17 protein-coding genes are annotated in these 19,235 nt (G+C 72.0%); 7 read left to right on the top strand and 10 right to left on the bottom strand.

The genetic code is table 11. The features are described from left to right. The first annotated feature begins 3 nt into the window (after window positions 1-3). Window positions 4-669, top strand: coding sequence for a carbonic anhydrase (locus GGQ91_RS25715; RefSeq protein WP_043351772.1), 666 nt, complete (start codon window positions 4-6; stop codon window positions 667-669). 312 nt (window positions 670-981) lie between these two features. On the opposite strand, the gene GGQ91_RS25710 is transcribed toward GGQ91_RS25715, so the two are convergent. Continuing rightward, window positions 982-1,683: a DUF4142 domain-containing protein gene (locus GGQ91_RS25710; RefSeq protein WP_182593149.1), complete on the bottom strand. Its 702-nt coding sequence runs from the start codon at window positions 1,681-1,683 to the stop codon at window positions 982-984. A gap of 256 nt (window positions 1,684-1,939) precedes the next feature. On the opposite strand from GGQ91_RS25710, the gene GGQ91_RS25705 reads away from it, so the two are divergent. The 5 genes from GGQ91_RS25705 (at window position 1,940) to nudC (ending at window position 6,150) form a co-directional block, all read left to right on the top strand. Next, complete coding sequence (locus GGQ91_RS25705; RefSeq protein WP_182593148.1) at window positions 1,940-3,133, top strand: acyltransferase family protein; 1,194 nt, start codon at window positions 1,940-1,942, stop codon at window positions 3,131-3,133. A 27-nt stretch (window positions 3,134-3,160) separates the two neighbouring features. Further along, window positions 3,161-4,024, top strand: coding sequence for a universal stress protein (locus tag GGQ91_RS25700; protein WP_043351769.1), 864 nt, complete (start codon window positions 3,161-3,163; stop codon window positions 4,022-4,024). 121 nt (window positions 4,025-4,145) lie between these two features. After that, on the top strand, window positions 4,146-4,739 hold the full coding sequence (locus GGQ91_RS25695) for a hypothetical protein (protein ID WP_343066863.1): 594 nt from the start codon (window positions 4,146-4,148) through the stop codon (window positions 4,737-4,739). A gap of 81 nt (window positions 4,740-4,820) precedes the next feature. After that, window positions 4,821-5,240, top strand: coding sequence for an HIT domain-containing protein (locus GGQ91_RS25690; protein ID WP_053608360.1), 420 nt, complete (start codon window positions 4,821-4,823; stop codon window positions 5,238-5,240). A 7-nt stretch (window positions 5,241-5,247) separates the two neighbouring features. Beyond that, entirely contained in the window at window positions 5,248-6,150 is a 903-nt protein-coding gene (nudC, locus tag GGQ91_RS25685; protein WP_043351766.1) for an NAD(+) diphosphatase, read from the top strand. Window positions 6,151-6,165: 15 nt separating this feature from the next. On the opposite strand, the gene GGQ91_RS25680 is transcribed toward nudC, so the two are convergent. From GGQ91_RS25680 to GGQ91_RS25640, 9 genes are all read right to left on the bottom strand, one after another. Further along, window positions 6,166-6,660: a cupin domain-containing protein gene (locus GGQ91_RS25680; RefSeq protein WP_043757527.1), complete on the bottom strand. Its 495-nt coding sequence runs from the start codon at window positions 6,658-6,660 to the stop codon at window positions 6,166-6,168. Between the two features lie 126 nt (window positions 6,661-6,786). Then, entirely contained in the window at window positions 6,787-8,259 is a 1,473-nt protein-coding gene (gene cysG, locus GGQ91_RS25675; RefSeq protein WP_043384998.1) for a siroheme synthase CysG, read from the bottom strand. Between the two features lie 108 nt (window positions 8,260-8,367). Next, on the bottom strand, window positions 8,368-11,064 hold the full coding sequence (locus GGQ91_RS25670; protein WP_182593146.1) for a nitrate reductase: 2,697 nt from the start codon (window positions 11,062-11,064) through the stop codon (window positions 8,368-8,370). Between the two features lie 65 nt (window positions 11,065-11,129). Then, window positions 11,130-12,734 carry a sulfite reductase subunit alpha gene (locus GGQ91_RS25665; protein ID WP_182593145.1) on the bottom strand — a complete coding sequence of 535 codons (1,605 nt, stop codon included), beginning with the start codon at window positions 12,732-12,734 and terminating at the stop codon, window positions 11,130-11,132. After that, window positions 12,731-14,548 (bottom strand): NirA family protein, encoded by a 1,818-nt coding sequence (locus tag GGQ91_RS25660; protein ID WP_053608363.1) that lies wholly within the window; start codon window positions 14,546-14,548, stop codon window positions 12,731-12,733. The genes GGQ91_RS25665 and GGQ91_RS25660 overlap by 4 nt, the downstream gene beginning before the upstream one ends. Before the next feature lie 10 nt (window positions 14,549-14,558). Continuing rightward, window positions 14,559-15,827 carry an NAD(P)/FAD-dependent oxidoreductase gene (locus GGQ91_RS25655; RefSeq protein ID WP_053608364.1) on the bottom strand — a complete coding sequence of 423 codons (1,269 nt, stop codon included), beginning with the start codon at window positions 15,825-15,827 and terminating at the stop codon, window positions 14,559-14,561. Between the two features lie 592 nt (window positions 15,828-16,419). Further along, window positions 16,420-16,596 carry a hypothetical protein gene (locus GGQ91_RS25650; RefSeq protein WP_158498452.1) on the bottom strand — a complete coding sequence of 59 codons (177 nt, stop codon included), beginning with the start codon at window positions 16,594-16,596 and terminating at the stop codon, window positions 16,420-16,422. A 130-nt stretch (window positions 16,597-16,726) separates the two neighbouring features. After that, on the bottom strand, window positions 16,727-17,728 hold the full coding sequence (locus tag GGQ91_RS25645) for a CmpA/NrtA family ABC transporter substrate-binding protein (RefSeq protein ID WP_053608365.1): 1,002 nt from the start codon (window positions 17,726-17,728) through the stop codon (window positions 16,727-16,729). Beyond that, a complete protein-coding gene (locus tag GGQ91_RS25640) occupies window positions 17,725-18,312 on the bottom strand; it encodes an ANTAR domain-containing response regulator (RefSeq protein WP_043353887.1) in 588 nt (195 codons plus the stop codon). Before GGQ91_RS25640 ends, GGQ91_RS25645 begins: the two co-directional genes overlap by 4 nt. A gap of 222 nt (window positions 18,313-18,534) precedes the next feature. Between GGQ91_RS25640 and GGQ91_RS25635 the strand changes: the two genes are divergently transcribed. Then, window positions 18,535-19,131, top strand: a complete 597-nt coding sequence (locus tag GGQ91_RS25635; RefSeq protein WP_182593144.1) for a hypothetical protein — start codon at window positions 18,535-18,537, stop codon at window positions 19,129-19,131. The last annotated feature ends 104 nt before the right edge of the window (window positions 19,132-19,235 follow it).

The following is a 19,235-nucleotide window of genomic DNA, read 5'->3' as shown; positions in this document are numbered from 1 at the left end:
TTTATGTTCCCCGTCTACCTGACCGAAGGCTACCGGTCCTTCCTCCTCGACCGCTTCCCGACCGAGCGCCGGCGCTTCGCGCAGCTCGCCTCCACGCAGAACCCGGAGATCCTGGTCATCAGCTGCTGTGACAGCCGGGTGTCGCCCAGCGCGATCTTCAATGCCGGGCCGGGCGAGCTGTTCACGATCCGCAACGTCGCGAACCTCGTGCCGGTCTACCAGCCGGACGGTCAGTACCACGGCACCTCGGCGGCGCTGGAATTCGCCGTCCAGGCTCTGGAGGTGAAGCACATCGTCATTCTCGGCCACGCCACCTGCGGCGGCATCAAGGCCTACGCCAACAAGGCCAAGCCGCTCTCTCCCGGCGACTTCATCGGCAAATGGGTCTCGCTCGTGGGTCAGGCCGAAGACAAGGCCGGCGATCCCGGCGCGCCGGACTACCTGACCAAGCTGGAGCATGCGGTGGTCGTCCAGAGCATGGAGAACTTGCTGACCTTCCCGTTCGTGAAGGAGCGGGTCGACGACGGCCGTCTGGAGATCCACGGCGCGCATTTCGGCGTGGCGAGCGGCTCCCTGCTGGTGCGCGACCCGGAGACCGGCGTGTTCAAGCCGCCGATCGACACGACGGGCCAGACCGTCCGCTCGGTCGCCGCCATCGCGTGCGATTGAGCGCGACGCGCGCTGAAGAACGGGGTCGGCTGACCGGCTCCGATCGGTAACTTTGCGGGAACGGCCGGCTGCGCATCGCGCACCGGCCGTTTTCGTTTGGGGCTCCGGTCGGCGCGCGGATCTCGGCAATGCCTCTGCGCGGACCGTCCGTGGCGGAAACGGATGGCGCAACGTGCCGGCCCGTGAACGCGGCGCGCCCGCGGGTTCGCCGGTGGCCGGGGCAGAGAGGCCGGACATGAAAACGGCGGCGGGCTCGCACCCGCCGCCGGAGGTCTGGCCCGGCGGAAGCCGGGCCGTCCCTGACGATGACCCTTACATCGCGCCGGGGAGGCGCTGAGCCTGGTTGTAGTGCATCTGCAGGGCCGGAAGGGCCTGCTGGGCGTAGTTGCGCAGGGCCGGGTTCGGGCCGCCCTGGGCGTAGGCCTGCGTCATCGCGATGGTTATCTGATGCGCCTGGAGCTGCTGGCTGGCGTAGAGGCGGTCGAAGCGCGGGCCGGCCGGGGTCGACGACAGCTCGGCCAGCATCGCCTGCTGCTCGGGGCTCGGCGCCACCATCGTCGAGGCGCCCGTGGCCATCATGTCGCCGCGCCCGATCTGACCGCCCGCGGCGGCGCCGCGCGCCGCACCGGCGCCGGCGCCCTCGAGGCCGCCGACCGGTCCGCCCGCGAGGGTGCCGCCGACCACGCCGGTCGCCGCGCCGACGCCGGCGCCCACGGCGCTGCCCGCCACCGCGATCGGCGCCGTGATCAGGCCGCCGACGCCCGGATCACCGGCCACGCCGTTCATCTGGCCGCCCGCCAGGGCGACGTTGGCGGCCCGGTGGTCGCGGAGGACCTCCTGGGCGTAGGAGCGGACCTTCGGGTTGCGCGACTTGGACAGGGCGATCTGCGAGGACTGGATTTCGAAGGCGTTCGCCTGCATCGACTGGAGGCGGAAGTCGTTGGCGCTCTGAGCCAGGGCCGGGGTCGACAGCGCCAGGACAAGCGCGGACGCGGCAGCATAGTTCTTCAGCATCGGGACCTCTGTTCGAAATGGATACGCGAACTCTGGCAGGTCGCATGCGCAGCACGAAGGATCGGGCGCAGGCGGGTTCGCGAATTGGTCGGTCAACGAGGTTATGGGCTTATGGTTCCTGCCGTTTTCGCCCCGGACGGGGCGGTGGCCGAAGGGCGGCGGTCCGCGGGGTGAGCCGCCGGTCCGCAGACTCGGCCGCCGGACCGATCGCCGTCCGGCCCGCCTCCGACCTCGGCTGCAGCCGCGGCGGAACCGCATGCGCGCCCTGCTGGCGGGGCGCGGGGCGAGGCATGGTCGCCCGGTGATCTTCGTCCTGCTCCAGGTCCTGCGCGCCGGGGCCGCCCTGATGGTCGTCTGGCATCATGCGCGGCACGAGGCGGGGCTGCTGGCGGAGCGCGGCTTCGGCCACGCGCCCGCCCCGGAAACGCTCATGCCCTGGTGGGGCGGGGTCGATTTGTTCTTCGTGATCTCCGGATTCGTCATCGTCCATACCGGGATCCGGCTGGCCGGCAGGCCGGGGGGGCGGGCCCGCTTCCTCGCCCATCGGATCGCCCGGGTGGTCCCGCTCTACTGGCTGGTGAGCCTCGTCTTCCTCGCCCTCGCGCTGGCCCGGCCGGATCTGCTCGGCGACGCGGCGGCCCTCCTCGGCGATCCCGCAGCCCTCGTGGCGAGCTTCCTGTTCTGGCCGGTGGCCCGGCCCGACGGCACCGTCCAACCGCTCTATGGCCTCGGCTGGACCCTGAACTACGAGGCCTTCTTCTACGCAGTCTTCGCGGCAGGGCTCGGCTTCGGCCGGCGCGGCGCCGTCGCCTGGCTGTGCGGGGCCCTTGTGCTCCTCGTGGCTGTCGGAGCCCTCGTGCCCGGTCTTCCGGTGCCGCTCCGCTTCTGGACGGATCCGATCGTGCTCGAATTCGTCGCCGGCGCCGGTCTCGCCCTCGCCTATCGCGAGGGTTTCCGGCCGGGCCTGCCCCTGCGGGTCGGTCTCACGGTTCTGGGCGGCGTCGGGCTCGTCCTGGCCGCGCGCGTGCTCGCCGGCCAAGGCGGGGCCGACGGATTTCTGCGGCCCCTCCTCGTCGGCGGCCCGGCCGCCCTGCTGGTGGCGGCCGCCCTCGGACCGACGCGCGATGCCGCCCAGGTCGCGCGCCTTCCCGTCCCGGTGCGCGGGCTCGTCGGGCTGGGCGACGCCTCCTACGCCCTTTATCTCGTGCATCCCTTCGCGCTGCGCCTCGTGCGCGAGGGGCTGCTCCGGCTCGGGCTGGCGCCGGCCGTGCAGCCCTGGGGCAGCATGGTCCTGATGCTCGCCGGCAGCGTGGCGGCCGCGCTCGTGGTCCACCGCCTCGTCGAGGCGCCGCTGACCCGGATCCTGCGGGCGCGCCTCGATCCGCGCGGGCCGCAAAACCGTGTGCGCGCCGCGCTGGCCCCGGTTCCACCGGGCGGCCGGGCGGATTAGCCTCTCGAGACCGGGGAGATTGCCACCATGAAGACCCTGCTCGTACCCGTCGCGATGCACGACGCCCTGCCCTCCGTCTTCGAGACCACCCGGCTGGCGGCGACGCGCTTCGGCAGCCTGATCGAGGGCGTGTCCCTGCGCCCGGCCCTCGCCGAGTACGTCCCCGTCGACATGGTCGGCGGCATGACGTGGCTGCGCGACGAGGAGGCCGACCGGGCCGAGGCCGAAGAGGCGGGCAGCCGTTTCATCGCCTTCATGGACGGTGCCGGCATCCCGCGGCATGCCCGCGACGGCCTGTGCATTCCGGATCGCGTGCCGGATGCCGGCCCGCGCTACCGCTGGCGGCAGGACGTCCCCACCGGCGACGCGTTCCTCGGCCAGTATGCACGGCTCTTCTCGGCCACCGTGGTCGGGCGTCCGGGCACGACCGACAATGCCCCGCGCATGACCACCTTCGAGACGGCCCTGTTCGAGAGCGGCCGGCCGATCCTTCTGGCCCCGCCCAGCGCCCCGGCGAGCCTCGGCGACGCGGTGGTCATCGCCTGGAACGGCTCCACCGAGACCGCCCGGGCGGTGGCCTTCGCGATGCCGTTCCTGCGGCGGGCCGAGCGGGTGCTGGTGCTCAGCGTCGAAGGCGGCATGGTGCCGGGCCCGACCGCCCAGGATCTCGCCCAGGCACTGGCCTGCGAGGGCGTGGACGCGTCGCACCGGGCGCTGCCGGCCGGCCGGCGGGTGCCCGGCGAGACCTTCCTGGCGGAGTCCAAGGCCTTCGGTTGCGACCTGCTGATCAAGGGCGCCTACACCCAGAGCCGCCTGCGCCAGATGATCTTCGGCGGCGTCACCAGCCATGTCCTGGCGCATGCCGACATGCCGGTGCTGATGGCCCATTGACCGCTGCGCGGACCGGGCCGGTGGCAACCGGGACCGCGCCGGGAACCGGCGCCGGCCCGTGGCGTTCGGCTCCCGCGTCCGGATGGTGCGACGCCGCGAAAGGAGTCCTGTGACGAGCCCCGTGAGACGCCTCTTCCTCGCCGGCTTTCTGGCGATCTCAGCCGTCGGCGCCGCCCGGGCGGAGCCGACGACGGTCCGGTTCCGCGGCACGGTGGTCCGGGCCGACTCGGAGCGCCTGGAGATCCGCCGCGCCAGCGGCGGCACCCTCACCGTGCGGATGGTCCCGCGCACCCGGATCTACGCGGTCAATGCCGCGAGCCTCCGCAACATCAAACCCGAGAGCTACGTCAGCGTCATCGGCGAGGCCGGCCCCGAGCCGCGGCAGGCGACCGCGGTGACCCTGTACTCGCCCTCCGAGCGCGGCTTCGAGGCGGGCAGCCAGCCCTGGGACACGGCGCAGGGCGCGAGCCTGACGGCCGGCTGGGTCGCCGACCTGCAGAGGGGGCCGCCGATGCGCGTGACGCTCGCCTACAAGGACGGGCAGGCGTCCTTCGCGATCCCGGACGGTGCGCCGGTGACGCAGTTCGCCCCGGGCGAGAAAGCCATGCTCCAGCCCGGCGCCGCCGTGACGATCTTCGCCCGCTCCCACCCGGAGGGCGGCCTCGTGGCCGGCACGATCGCGGTCGGCCGCCAGGGCGTCGTGCCGGGGCTCTGAGGCGGACGAGACCCGTGCCGCATCATCGGCGGCGCACCAAACCCGCGCGCCGATGCGGAAGCTGCGCTACATCGTGTCCCGATGACCGAGCCCGCCTTCACCCTCGACCCGCGCCTCTCCGCCGACACGGCGGAGGTGGGCGACCTCGCCCTGTGCCGCGTGCTGCTGATGGACGATGCCCGGTTCCCCTGGCTGATCCTGGTGCCGCGCCGCCCGGACCTCTGCGAGATCACCGATCTCTCCGAGGCCGATGCCGCCGCGCTCTGGCAGGAGATCCGTCTCGCCACGGGGGTGATGCAGGCCCTGTCGAAGCCCGACAAGGTGAATGTCGGCGCCCTCGGCAACGTGGTGGCGCAGCTCCACGTCCACGTCATCGGCCGATTCCGGTCAGATCCGGCCTGGCCGGGTCCGGTCTGGGGGTTCGAGACCCGCAAGCCCTATCCACCCCACGCCCGCGCCCAGCTCCTCGAGCGCGCCGGCGCCCTGTTCTCCGCGGCCTGACACTGGCATGACCGATCCCCGCGACACCCTCGGATTCGTCCGCAACCGCCTCGACCGCCACTCGTCCGAGCAGCCCGAGGAGGCGGTGCCCGCCTTCGACGCGCCGGACGCGCGCCTCGTCCTGATCTGCGGCGACCGGATCGTGCTGCGCGGATCGACCGCGCTGATCGCCCCCGCGGAGGCCGCGGGCCTCGACGGCGGGACGCGCATCTTCCTCGGGCACCGGGACGGGCAGCCCGTCTTCGCCGCCGCAGCCCCCGCCGAGGCGGCCGAGCGGTTCGCCGAGGCGCCGGTCCGCACCCTCGACCTGCGGTCGATCGCCACCGAATCCGCCGTGGAGGCCGAGGAGCTCGGCCTGCTGGCCGTGGCCAAGTCGATGCTCGACTGGCACGCCCGCCACGGCTTCTGCGCCAAGTGCGGCACCGCCACGGTGGCGAAGGCCGGCGGCTTCCGGCGCGAATGCCCGGGTTGCGACGCCCACCACTTCCCCCGGGTCGATCCGGTGGTGATCATGCTGGTGCGCCGGGGCGACACCTGCCTGCTCGGCCGGGGGCCGCATTTCAAGCCGGGCATGTTCTCGTGCCTCGCGGGCTTCCTGGAGCCCGGCGAGACGATCGAGGACGCGGTCCGCCGCGAGGTGTTCGAGGAGACGCGGATCCGCGTCGGCGCCGTCACCTACCGGACGTCGCAGCCCTGGCCGTTCCCGTCCTCACTGATGCTCGGCTGCGCCGCCGAGGCCCTCGACGCGGCCATCGTGACCGATCCGAACGAGCTGGAGGATGCCCGCTGGTTCGACCGGGACGCGGTCGCGGCGATGCTCGACGGGACGCATCCCGAGGGGATCCAGGCCCCGCCGCCCATGGCGATCGCGCACTACCTGATGCGCGCGTTCGTGGCGGGCGAGACCTGAGCCCCCCGCCCGTTTCTAGCCGGGCTTGCCGGCGTCCCGGCTCGGATCGTCGGCGGGGTTGATGTAGTTCAGCCCGAACGGCCCGGAGCCGTTGACCTGCAGTTCGACCGGCTCGTCGGTGGTCCACAACGAATGCGGCATGTCCTCCGGCAGGTAGACGAAGCCGCCGGCCTTCAGCACCGAACCCTTGGTCTTGTCCAGGGTCCGCCCGTGCGCGTGATGGATCGAACCCGAGAGGATCGTCAGCGTCTCGGGCTTGGAATGGGTGTGCGGCGCGATCACCGTATTGGCCGGTACCTTCACCCGCAGGACGAAGGCGCCGGGCTTCGACGGATCGCCCGCGATCCGGCTGATCTGGGTCCCTCTGGGCAGGTTGGGCGGGCCGGGCTCGTAGGTGGCGGAGGCGCCATCCGGAACCACCACAAGCCCGGCGTGGTCGGCCGCCGAAGCCGGCCCGAAACCGCCGAGCATCGCCAGCGCCGCCGCGGCGCTGATCCATGACCGTGTCATTCCACCCTCCGTTTCTGCCCAAGGCCTGGGCCCACGGGCAGTTCTGGGTCCGGGCGGGCCGTTTCCCAGGCAGGGCAACCGTTTCAGATCGTCGCAAGCCGCGCGGGGCACGTGGGATCCGTCCGGTCAGACGACCATCCGGCTCTGCGCCCCGTCTTCCGTCACGGCGCTCCGCATCTCCGAGAAGGCCGTACCGACCATCAGCAGCGCCGGCCCTTCGAGCCCCGCCGCCTCCACCCGGTCGGCGAGGTCGGCGGCCGTGCCCCGCAGGGCCTGCTGGTTCGGGCGCGTCGCGTTGAACACCAGCAGCGCCGGCGTCGACGGCGCCAGACCTTCCTCCACCGCGCGCGCCAGCAGCGCCCGCAGGGTCCGCTTGGGCATGTAGATCACCGTGGTGACGCTCGGATCCGCGAGCGCCCCCCAGTTCAGGTCGTCCGGCAGCGCCCCGCGGCGGTCGTGGCCGGTGACGAACTGGAGCCGGCGCGCGGCGTCCCGATGGGTCAGGGACACGCCGAGCGCCGCCGCTGCACCCTGCGCGGCCGAGACCCCGGGGACCACGGTGACCGGGATGCCGGCGGCCCGGCAGGCCTCGATCTCCTCGCCGGCCCGGCCGAAGACCAGCGGGTCGCCGGATTTCAGCCGCACCACCTGCTTGCCCGAGCGGGCGAGCTGGACCATCAGCGCGTTGATGTCGTCCTGGCGGCAGGACGGGCCGTGGCCGGTCTTGCCCACCAGCATGGTGCGCGCCTCGCGGCGGGCATAGTCGAGGATCTCCGGGGCGACGAGGTCGTCGTAGAGGATCACGTCGGCGTTGCGGAGCGCCCGCAGCGCCTTGAGGGTCAGAAGCTCCGCGTCGCCGGGGCCGGCCCCGACCAGGGTCACCGCTCCGCCCTTCGGGGCGGCTTCCGTCTCGCCGAGCAATTCCGCGAGATCCGTGTCGGAGGGGGCGCGGTCCGGCTCCGCGAAGGCCCGGTCGGTGAAGCGCTCCCAGAAGGCACGGCGCTCCGCGAAGCCGTGGAAGCGCGCCGTGACGCCATCGCGCCAGTCGCGGGCCGCCCCGACCCAGCGGGCGAAGCCCCGGGGCAGCATCGCCTCGATCCGGGCGCGCACGGTCTGGCCGAAGACCGGGGCGGCGCCCTCCGTCGAGATGCCCACGACCAGCGGCGAGCGGTTGACGATGGCGCCGAACTTCACGTCGCAGAGATGCGGCCGGTCGACCGCGTTGACGATCGCCCCGGCTCCGCGGGCCGCCACCACGAAGGCGACGCACTCGGCCTCGTCCTCCAAGGCGCCGATGCAGAAGGCCGCGCCCCAAAGGTCGTCCGGCGTCCAGGCCCGCTCGTGCAGCGTGACGTGCCCATCGACGATCTCGCCCGGGACCGCGCGCAGCTCCTCGCCGGGATCGGGGGCGTAGACGTCCACATGGGCGCCGGCCGCGGCCAGGACCTTCACCTTCCACGGCGCCCCGCCGGAGGATCCGGCCAGAACCACCCGCTTGCCGCGCAGGGGCACGAAGACGGGCAGCACCGCCAGCGGCTCCAGGCCGGCGGCCTTGGTCTCGCGGGGGGCGCGGGCTGCGCGCAGGGGGGTCTCGGTCACGGGCCTGTCCTGAATCGTCTCGAACCGGCCTCTCCTGTCCACCCCCCCAGGATGAGGGGGTCCGGTTGGACGGGTCGGTCTGTCCTCGCCGGCAAGTGTATCAGAAAATCACGCGGCGCATGCGGTCTGCCCGGCCAGCATCTTGCGGATCTCCGGTATGCACGAGCCGCAATTCGTGCCGGCCTTGCAGGCGGCGCCCACCGCCTCCACGGAGGCGGCGCCCCCGGCGATGGTGGTGGCGATGACGTCGGCGCCGACGCCGTGGCAGGCGCAGACCACGGGCCCCGCCGAGGCCGTGGCCGCGCGGCCCGAGAGCAGCGCCCGTCGCTCGGCGGCGTCGGGCACCTCGGTGGCGAACAGGGCCTTGGCGGCCTCCCAGTCCGGCCGCTCCCCCGCGGGGGCGTAGGCGAGGCAGGCGACGAGGCGGTCGCCGTCATAGACCGCGCAGCGGTAGCGGTTGCGGGTGTGATCGGCATATTCCGCGAGTTCGCAGCCCGACAGGGCCTCGCTCTGGATCAGGCCGCGCACCATCAGCGCCACCGCCCGGGAGCTGTCGGCGGTGGCGAACTGCGCGCCCCAGCCGCCGGTGATCGCGGCGCGCGCCCACCACCAGCCCTCGGGCATCGCCACCTGCCGGCGCGTCAGCAGGAAGCCGCGGGCGCGGTAGCCGACGGACGCGATGGCCGCCGGGGTCGCTTTGAGTTCGGGCTGGCCCGAGACCGGGTCGGTCATGCCGCGCACCAGCGCGCCGACCCGGGCCTGCGACGCGAAGGCGCCGCCCCAGTGCATCGGCATGAACAGATTGCCCGGCACCACCGTGTCGGTGACCGTCACCTCCAGCTCGGCCGCGCCGTGCTCGGTCGAGAGCCGGGCGATGTCGCCCTCCGCGAGGCCGTGGGCCGCCGCGTCGTCCGGGTGGATTTCGACGAACGGGACGGCCCGGTGCGCCGAGAGGCGCTGGCTCTTCCCGGTGCGCGTCATCGTGTGCCAGTGGTCGCGGACCCGGCCGGTGTTGAGCATGAGCGGGAACGCCGGCGAGGCCGCGAGCGCGAGGGCCGGCGGCTGCACCGCGACGAAGCGGGCGCGCCGGTCGAAGGTGTAGAACCGGCCGTCGCCGAACAGCCTGGCCTTGCCCTGCGGGGCGCCCCGGAAGCCGGAGCGCTTCGGGATGGGCCACTGCACCGGCAGGGTCACGTCGTAGGCGGCGTCGCTGATGTCCGCGAGCGCGCCGAGGTCGAAGTCGCGGGTGCCGTTGTTCTCGTAGGTCGAGAGCCCGGCATGCTCGCGGAAGATCGCGGCGGCGGAGTCGAACGCGAAGGCCTTTCCGTGCCCGAGGCGGCGGCCGACATCGGCCAGCGCCGCCCAGTCCGGCCGCGCCTCGCCGGGGCTCGCGAGGAAGCGGCGCTGGCGGGAGATCCGCCGCTCGGAATTGGTGACCGTGCCGTCCTTCTCGCCCCAGGCCTGGGCGGGCAAAAGCACCGTGGTCCTGCCGCAGCCCCGGGCGGTGTCGGAATCCGCCACCGCCTCGGACACCACGAAGAGGTCGAGGCCGGCGAGCGACTCGCGGATCGCGTCGGCCCGCGGCATCGAGACCAGCGGGTTCGTGCCCATGACCCAGAGCGCCTTGATCTTGCCCCGGGCGATCGCCTCGAACAGCGCCACCGCCTTCATGCCCTCGCCGGTGATGATCCGCGGCGCCCCCCAGTAGCGGCGCACCCGGTCCACCTCCTCGGGGGTGAAGTGCATGTGGGCCGCCAGCATGTTGGCCAGCCCCCCGACCTCGCGCCCGCCCATGGCGTTGGGCTGGCCGGTCAGGGAGAACGGCCCCATCCCGGTCTCGCCGATGCGGCCGGTGACGAGGTGGCAGTTGATGATGCTGTTACCCTTGTCGGTGCCCTGCGCCGACTGGTTCACCCCCTGCGAGAAGGCCGTGACCACCCGGCGGGTACCGGCGAACAGGGCGTAGAAGGCCGCGATGTCGACCTCCGGCGCGCCGGTGACGGCGGCGACCGCCGCCACGTCCGGCGCGATCTGGCGGGCGCGGTCGAGGGCGCCATCGAGGCCGGCCGTATGGGAATCGATGAAAGCGCGATCGCGGAAGCCGTTGTCGGACAGGTAGACCAGCAGGCCCGAGAACAGTGCGGTGTCGGTGCCCGGCCGGATGCCGAGGAACAGGTCGGATTCCTCCGCGGTCTGGGTCCGGCGGGGGTCGATGACCACGAACTTGGTCCCGCGGCGCGCCTTGGCGTCGGCCATGCGGCGGAACAGGATCGGGTGGCACCACGCGGTGTTGGAGCCGACCAGCACGATCAGGTCGGCCTCGTCGAGATCCTCGTAGCAGCCCGGCACCGTGTCGGAGCCGAAGGCCCGGCGATGGGCCGCCACCGCGCTCGACATGCACAGCCGGGAATTGGTGTCCACGTGCGGCGTGCCGATGAAGCCCTTCGCGAGCTTGTTGGCGACGTAATAGTCTTCGGTGAGCAGCTGGCCCGACAGGTAGAAGGCGATCGCGTCCGGGCCGTGCTCCTCGGCCACCGCGCGGAGCTTGCCCGCGACCGTGTCGAGGGCCGCATCCCACGAGACCTGCGCGCCGTCGACCTGCGGGTGAAGCAGGCGGTTCTCCAGCGACAGGGTCTCGCCCAGCGCCGAGCCCTTCGAGCACAGGCGCCCGAAATTGGCCGGGTGGTCGGTGTCGCCCGCGATCGTGGCGCCGCCCTGCCCGTCCGGACTCGCGAGCACGCCGCACCCGACCCCGCAATAGGGGCAGGTGGTCCGCACCGTCGACGCCGCCACGGGCTGGGTCATGGCTGAAGTCCTCGAAGGTTCGCGCCGCGTCTCCCTCCCCCCTCCGCGGGGGAGGGTTGGGCTGCTCAGTACACGTCGGCCTGATACCGCCCGGCCTTCTTCAGCGCGGCGAGGTAGGCCACCGCATCCTCGGGGCTCTTGCCCCCGAACTGCGCGGCCACGTCGATGATCGCCCGCTCGACGTCCTTGGCCATGCGCTTGGCGTCGCCGCAGACGTAGAAATGCGCGCCGCCCTCGAGCCACTTCCAGAGCTCGGCGCCGTTCTCGCGCATCCGGTCCTGGACGTAGGTCTTCTCCTTGCCGTCCCGGGACCAAGCCAGGGACAGGCGGGTGAGCACCTTGTCGTCCTTCAGCTGGGTCAGCTCGTCCTTGTAGAAGAAGTCGCTGGCTTGCCGCTGGTGACCGTAGAACAGCCAGTTGCGGCCGGGCGCCTGCGTGGCGGCGCGTTCCCGCAGGAACGCCCGGAAGGGCGCGATGCCGGTGCCGGGGCCGCACATGATCACGTCCTTCGACAGATCGGCCGGCAGCCCGAAGCCGTGCGCCTTCTGAAGATAGACCTTCACCTTGGTCTGCTCGGGCAGGCGCTCGCCGAGATGGGTCGAGGCGACGCCGAGCCGCAGCCGCGAGCGGTGGTTGTAGCGCACCGCGTCCACCGTCAGGGACACGCGGCCGACATCCATCTTGGGCGAGGACGAGATCGAATAGAGCCGCGGCTGCAGCTCGTCCAAGGCCTCCAGGAAGACCTCGGCGTCGGGCCGCGCGCCCGGGAACTTGTGCAGGGCGCCGAGGACGTCGAGATAGGCGGCATCGCCGTCCGGATCCTCGCCGGAGGCCAGCGCCTGCGCCTTCTTGCGGGCCGCGCCCGAGGTGAGCAGCGACAGGAGCTGATAGAGGTTGTCGGGCGCGGCACCCAGCGCGTAGTTGATCAGCAGGTGCTCACGCAGGGTTTTCTCGCCGATCACCCGCTCGGGCCGGGCGCCGAGCTCCGCGATCACCGCGTCGACCAGCGCCGGGGCGTTGGCGGGGAACAGGCCCAGCGAATCGCCGACCTCGTACTGGATCGGCGTACCGTCCAGCCCGATCTCGATGTGCCACGTCTCCTTCTCGCCGCCCGGATCGTTGAGGCGGCGGCGGGACAGGAACAGCGCCTCGACCGGGTTCTCGCGGCAGAAGCCGAGCGGCCCGAGGTCGGCGGCGGCCTTCGGGGCGTCATCGTCCGCCTTCGGCGCGGCCGGGGCGCCCCCGGCGGCGCCGAACTCCTCGTCCAGCTTCTTGAGCATGCGCAGGGTCTCTTTGCCGCCGGGCTGGCAAAGATTCAGGCGCGCCTCGTTCTTCAGGAAGATCGCGTTGGCGTAGTCGGCGCAGTTGTAGCCGCACTGGCCGCAATCCTGCTGGGCCATGGCGGCCATCAGCTTCTGCGGCTCGGGCCGGTCCTTGGCCATCGCCATCCGGTCGCCGAGCGGCATCGACGGGTCGTGCCAGGGGGCGTCGTCGTTGTCGGCCAGTTTCGGCCCGGTCGCGGGGCCTTCGCCGGGGGCGAGCGCCGTTGCACCCGCGACGGCGGGGCCGAGCAGGGCCGCGAAGTAGCCCGAGAGCCAGGCGCGCTGGTCCTCGTTGAAGGGCGCGGTCTCGGGGATCAGGACGAGGGGGGGCGAGACGTGCTGGGTCATGCGGCGGCCTTCAGGGCGGGCTGGTCCTCGGCGGCGTCGCGGAGCGCCTCCGCGCCGGTGCGGCTTGTGAAGGCCTGGAAGCTCTCCTCGGGGCCCTGGCGGAGGGCGAGGTAGGCGCGCAGCAGAGCCTCGACGCGGGAGGGCGTATCCTCGGCCTTCACGGCCTTCCAGATCTCGGTGCCGATCTTCGGGTTCTCGGCGAAGCCACCGCCGACCACGACGTCGTAGCCCTCGACGGTGTCGCCCTCCTCCGAGACGACGACCTTGGCGCCGATCAGCCCGATGTCGCCGATGTAGTGCTGGGCGCAGCTGTGGTGGCAGCCGGTGAGGTGGACGTTCACCGGCACGTCGAGGTTCGGCACGGCCTTCTCGACATGGTCGGCGATGATCAGCGCGTGGCCCTTGGTGTCGGAGGCCGCGAATTTGCAGCCTTTGGCGCCCGTGCAGGCCACGAGGCCGGAGCGGATGCCGGCGGCCTTGGTGGTGAGGCCGAGCGCGTCCACGCGAGCCTCCACCTCGGCGACCTTCGCGTCCGGAACACCGGAAAAAATGAAGTTCTGCCAGACGGTGAGGCGGATCTGGCCGTCCCCGCACTCCGCGGCGATCCGGGCCAGCGCCCGCACCTGATCGCTCGTCATCTTGCCGACCGGCAGGACCACGCCGACCCAGTTGAGGCCGGGCTGCTTCTGGGCGTGGACGCCCACATGGGCGTAGCGGTCGGTGGCTTTACGCGGCGCCACGTGCTCGGGCGCGACCCGGTCGAGCTTGCGGCCGAGCTTGTCCTCGACGGCGGCGAGGTACTTGTCGAAGCCCCAGGCGTCGAGGACGTACTTCATCCGGCTCTTGTTGCGGTTCGTCCGGTCGCCGTTCTCGATGAACACCCGGATGATCGCGTCGGCGACCGCGTTGCAGTCTTCCGGCTTCAGGACGATGCCGGTGTCGCGGGCGAGGTCGCGGTGGCCCGAGATGCCGCCGAGCACGAGGCGCATGTAGATCCCCGGAGGCACCGAAGCGCCGTCGAGAACCTCCACCGCCTGGAAGCCGATGTCGTTGGTCTCCTCCAGGGTCGGCATCACGCCGCTGCCGTCGAAGGCGACGTTGAACTTGCGCGGCAGGCCGTAGAGGGAGCGGTCGTTCAGGATCCAGTTGTGCCAGGACTTGGCGAGCGGGCGCGTGTCCAGCAGCTCCTGGGCGTCGATGCCGGCGGTCGACGAACCGGTGACGTTGCGGATGTTGTCGGCGCCCGCCCCCCGGGCCGTGAGGCCGATATCGGTGAGCCCGTCGAGGAAGGGCTGGGCGTGCTCGGGGCCGATCTCCCGCACCTGGAGGTTCGCCCGGGTGGTCACGTGGACGTAGCCGCCGCCATGCTCGTCGGCGAGGTCGGCGACGCCCGCGAACTGCCAATGGTGCAGGATCCCGTTGGGGATCCGCAGCCGGCACATGTACGAGACCTGGTTCGGCGCGACCCAGAACAGGCCGTGGTAGCGCCAGCGGAAATTGTCCTCGGGCTTCGGCTGCTTGCCGGCGGCGGCCTCCTGGATCAGGCGGTTGTGGCCGTCGAACGGGTTCTCGGCGCGCTTCCACTTCTCCTGGTCGCAGAGCTTGCCGCCCGCCTTGACGGTCTTGTCCTGCGCCTTGATGTGGATCGCGTCCGGGCCCGTGGGCTCGGCGGGTGGCGCGGCCGCCCCGGCCCCGCCCGCGGCGAGGCCGCCGGTCATGCGGACGGCGGCGATGCCGGAGGCGAAGCCTTCGAGGTAGCGCTTCTGCTCGGCCTCGAACGCGCCTGCGGCGCTCTGGGTGGTGGTCTCGGACATCCGCGCCTCCTCAAGCAGCCAGCGGCTCGGGCACGGGGCGCCCGAACATCAAGTCGTCCACGTTCTCGATCGGGTCGCCGGACCGGATCAGCCCCTTGCAGGCGCCCTGCTCGGCGATGTCGCCGACGAACACCGCGCCGATCAGCTTCCCATCGCGCACCAGAAGCTTGCGGTAGAGGCCGGCTCCGGGGTCGGAGAGCACGATCGCCTCCGCATCGTCGGGCGTGTCCACGATCCCGGCCGAGAAGACCGGCAGGCCCGACACCTTCAGGCTCGTGGACAGGGCCGTGCCCCGGTACTCGGCCGGCTCGCCGGCGAGGTGGCGGGCGAGCGTCTCGGCGTGCTCGTAGGCGGGCTCGACCAGGCCGTAGATCTGGCCGCGGTGCTCGGCGCACTCGCCGAGCGCGAAAATCCGCGGGTCCGAGGTGGTCATCCGGTCGTCGACCGTGATGCCCCGGCCGACCGCCAGTCCCGCGGCCTGCGCCAGCGCCACCGAGGGGCGCACGCCCACCGACATCACCACGAGGTCGGCCGGGAGCGCGGTGCCGTCCGCCAGGACGAGGCGCTCGACGCGGCCGTCTCCTTCGAGGCGGGCGGTATCCGCCTTGAGGATCACCCGAACCCCCCGCGCCTCCATGGCACGCTTTACGAGCGCGGCGGCATGGTGGTCGAGCTGGCGCTCCATCAGCCGGTCCATGACGTGGAGCAGCGTGGTCTCGACGCCGAGGCGCGCGAGCCCGACCGCCGCCTCCAGGCCGAGAAGGCCGCCGCCGATGACGATCGCCCGGGCGTGCTGCACGGCGGCCTTCCGGATCGCCGCCACGTCGGCGAGGTCGCGGAAGGTGATGACGCCGGGGAGATCCATGCCGGGCTTCGGCAGGCGGATCGGCAGGGAGCCGACCGCGAGGACCAGCCTGTCGAAGGGCAGGACGTGGGTCTCGCCCACGCGGACGTACCCGTTCTCCCGGTCGATCCGGGTCGCCGGCGCGCCGGTGATCAGGCGGATGCCGTGATCCGCGTACCAGTCGAGGCCGCGGAAGGCGCAGGCGGCCTCGTCGACCTCGCCGCCGAGCAGCGAGGAGAGCAGGACCCGGTTGTAGGCGACCGTCGGCTCGGCGCCGATGCAGGTGATGTCGTAACGGCCGGGTGCGATCTCCGTGAGCCGCTCCAGGAATCGCAGGGAGGCCATGCCGTTGCCGACGACGACCAATCTCTCGCGCGGCAGGCCGCTCTCGGCGCGCGCGTCGTGTCCGCGTGTGTCCTTAGGGGATGTCGCCATCGCTCGATCGTGTCTGGAACCTCGATTGCAGGGTCGTTGGCGGACCGCCCACGAAAAAGCCGCTGCCGGTCGTCTCCCGGCAGGCTTCAGCCCCAGGAGAACCGGATCAGCGGCCTCGCTGACGGCGCTGTCCGTCGCCGTTGACGGACGCGGCTCGCCTCGCAGGTTCCGTGCCAATCGAAACGCGCCGCACGGCGCGCGTGGACGCTGCCGCCGGGGCGAGGCCTGCAGATCGGAGGTGCAACCAGAGGCCGCCCATCGGCGCTGCACAAAATCTGTGCGGCCCGTCGCAAAAGCGATCACGCGCCAGCGGCGCGGTGGGGCAAGCTGCGGAGGGTTAAGGATGTCTTCCGGACTGACGGAGGGTCGGGTTGACGCTCACCGTCGTCGGATCACGACACGGGCAAACTGGAGAGCGAGCAAAAGTCGGTCGAGAATACTTCGACGACGAAATATCGAACTTATATGTGAACAACTTCCGTATTTGAACGGCATTCTACCTGTAACGAATGTCGAAGTCTGTCCTTTTGGACACCGCGGGCAATCAGCTCCCACTCTCGCTGGACGATAACCAGTCCAATTGATGTGGGGGCTACAGCAGCTGCGACAGCATCGCCAGGAGGCCCAGGGTCGGCATCGCGCCGGCCGCCAGCACCCAGTACCAAGCGTGGCGCGCACCGGCCCGCCGGTTGTCGTTGCAGGCGCGGGGGACGCGGCCGCCCCGGCATACGTAGCGTCGAAGTTCGACCCGCCCGCGCGGATGCGACATCAACGATCCAGTTTCGAGTTTGCGACATCCAGGCATGGCGTAGGCACAACGGGCGAGCCCGCCCGACGTTCCGCGGCTGTTCGCGCCGGCGTTGCGGGTGGATGACGAATGGCTCGAAGTGTCGCGGGCCTCAGATGTCGGCGACCGCCCGCCGGTAAAGGTCGGGTCTGTAGACGGTCGTGATCGCCGCCGGGATGTCGAAAGGCCCGGGGATCTGCTGCGCGGCGCGCATCTGCTCCAGCACCCAGCGGGCCTGCGCCGCGCGCGGCTCCTCGATCGCCGCGCCGAAGCGGAGATGCGCACCCGTCCCGGCCATGACGTCCGGACCGTCGGAAAAGGTCCGCGCGACCAACGCCGGATCGAGATTCAGATAGGTCCGGCGTGCGAGGCGATGGATCAGCTCGGTCCGGTTCTCCGGATCCGCGCACCAGCGTCCCGCCCGGGCGACCGCCCGCACCAGCGGCAGGATCGCGCCGTCGAGCCGTGCGGAGACGGCCAGGACCTTCTCGGTCGCGTTCGGCGCGAGGGCGCTGCCGTGGACGGCGATGCGCCCATGCCCGGCCTCGGCCGCCACGTCGTTCCAGGGTGCGCCGGCGCAGAATCCGTCGACCAGGCCGCGGGCCAGGGCCTCCACGCAATGTTGCGGGGGGACCACGACCGTGCGGAACGCGGCAGGGTCGAGGCTCCCGGCTTCGGCGAACAGCCGTAGCTGGTAGCTGTGGCACGAGAAGGGATGCACGGTGCCGAGGGTGAGCGGGTCTCCGGCGCGGTGCCGCATCTCCGCGACGCCCGCGAAGGCGCGGGCGACATCCGGCAGGGCCTCGCTGTCGGGGGCCATCGCCGCCCAGAGGGTGCGGGACAGCGTGAGGGCATTGCCGTCGGTGCTGAGCTGGAGCGGCACGATCAGGTCGGAGGGCGGCCCGGACAAGGCGAGCCGGCTCGCCAACGCCAGCGGCGCCAGCATGTGCGCGCCGTCGAGGTGCCCCAGCGCCAGCCGGTCGCGAAGGGTCGCCCAGGAGGGCTCGGCGGTGAGGTCGAGGTCGAGCCCCTCGGCCCGGGCGAAGCCCAGTTCATGGGCCGCGATCAGGGGGGCCGCATCGCAGAGCGGGACGTAGCCGAGCTGGAGCCTCATCCGAGCAGGTCCGCGGTGGTGACGATCGCCCGGGCGATGTCGACGATCTTGCGCTTCTCGTTCATGGCCTTGCGGCGCAGCTGCTTGTACGCCTCGTCCTCGGACAGGCCCTTCATGGTCATCAGGATGCCCTTCGCCCGCTCGATCAGCTTGCGGTCGGCGAGTTCGCTGCGCGCCTCCGTCAGCTCGCGCTGGAGGCGCGCGAAGGCGTTGAAGCGCAGGATCGCGATGTCGAGGATCGACTTGATCCGTTCCGCCCGCAGCCCGTCCACCACGTAGGCGGAGATTCCGGCATCGACGGCGGCCTGCATCATGGTCGAATCCGAGCGGTCGACGAACATCGCCACCGGCCGCTCGACCTGCCGGGAAACGCCCGACATCTGCTCCAGGATGTCCCGGCTCGGGCTCTCCAGATGGATCACCACCACGTCGGGCTTCAGCGCGGCCACGCGTTCCATGAGGTCGGCGGTATCGGGAATCACCACCACACGCCCGATTCCGGCGGCGCGCAGGCCCTCCTCCAGAATGGCCGCGCGGGCGCGGCTCGGATCGATCACGGCGACGGTGAGATTGGATTCGGTCATCTTGGCCCGGGACGGGGCGGGTCTTCTTCTGGAGGACGGCCCGGTTCGGGCCGCCGCGAACTAAGCAAGGCCCGTGCCCGCGTCGGGGCCCGTCGCGGACGCATCCGCGCAATCCCAATGTACGATGCCGGTAACCGCCGCGCAAAGAAACGGTCCAGCTTCCGCCGCAATGCTGGCCGCATTCTCTTCGCCTCACGGTGGTCAGGGAGATCGGTGATTCGGATGCGCAGGCCAGATCAGCCCGCCCTGACGGACGCCGCGAATGGCCGCGTGTCCATGCCCTTCCTGCCGACGCTGGCCGTCGTGGCGCTCCTGGGTGTGGCCTCGCTCTACTGCCCGTCGTCCAATCCGGTGCCCCCCGGTGCCCGGGCGGGCGGATCCCCCGCTCTCGGACCCACGGATTTCGCACCGGTCGCCGCGGTGGCGTCGCCGATCCGGCCGCCGGCCGCGATCGCGTTCGCCGAGCTGTACCCGCTGGACGCTGCGGTCTCGCGGACGGGGGCTCTGCCCGTCCGTCCGGCGACGACGGCGCGGGCGACGTCCCATGTGGCGGTGGCGGGTCGACGTACCTGCCCGGGACGGCGCTGCCCCGAGGCGCCCCGCAGCCCGATCGATCCCATGGCGCCCGGACGCGCGGAAGCCGCCGAACCGGCCGAGGATGCGCTGCTCCCTGGGCGGGCCCTGCCGTTTGCCACCTCGGTGGTCGAGACGCTGGTCCCTGCGGCCCGGGCGGTCGGCGATGCCGCGGACTTCGTGCGCAAAGGTGCGGCGTCGGTTCAGGGCTCGGTGGCCCTGGCGGTGGCCGACTGCCTGCGCTGACCGCATCCGCGGGCCGGCCCCAAACCTCTGGATCTCCTGGGCGGACGTCCTAGGTGCGTCGCAGCGGATGGACCGAGCTTCCGTCCGCGGACCGGAGCCGGGGC

This window comes from Methylobacterium fujisawaense (assembly GCF_014138435.1).
In the GTDB taxonomy this organism is placed as follows: Bacteria; Pseudomonadota; Alphaproteobacteria; order Rhizobiales; family Beijerinckiaceae; genus Methylobacterium; species Methylobacterium fujisawaense.
Note: the sequence above shows the minus strand (reverse complement) of the source record. Positions and strands in the feature narration are given on the sequence as shown.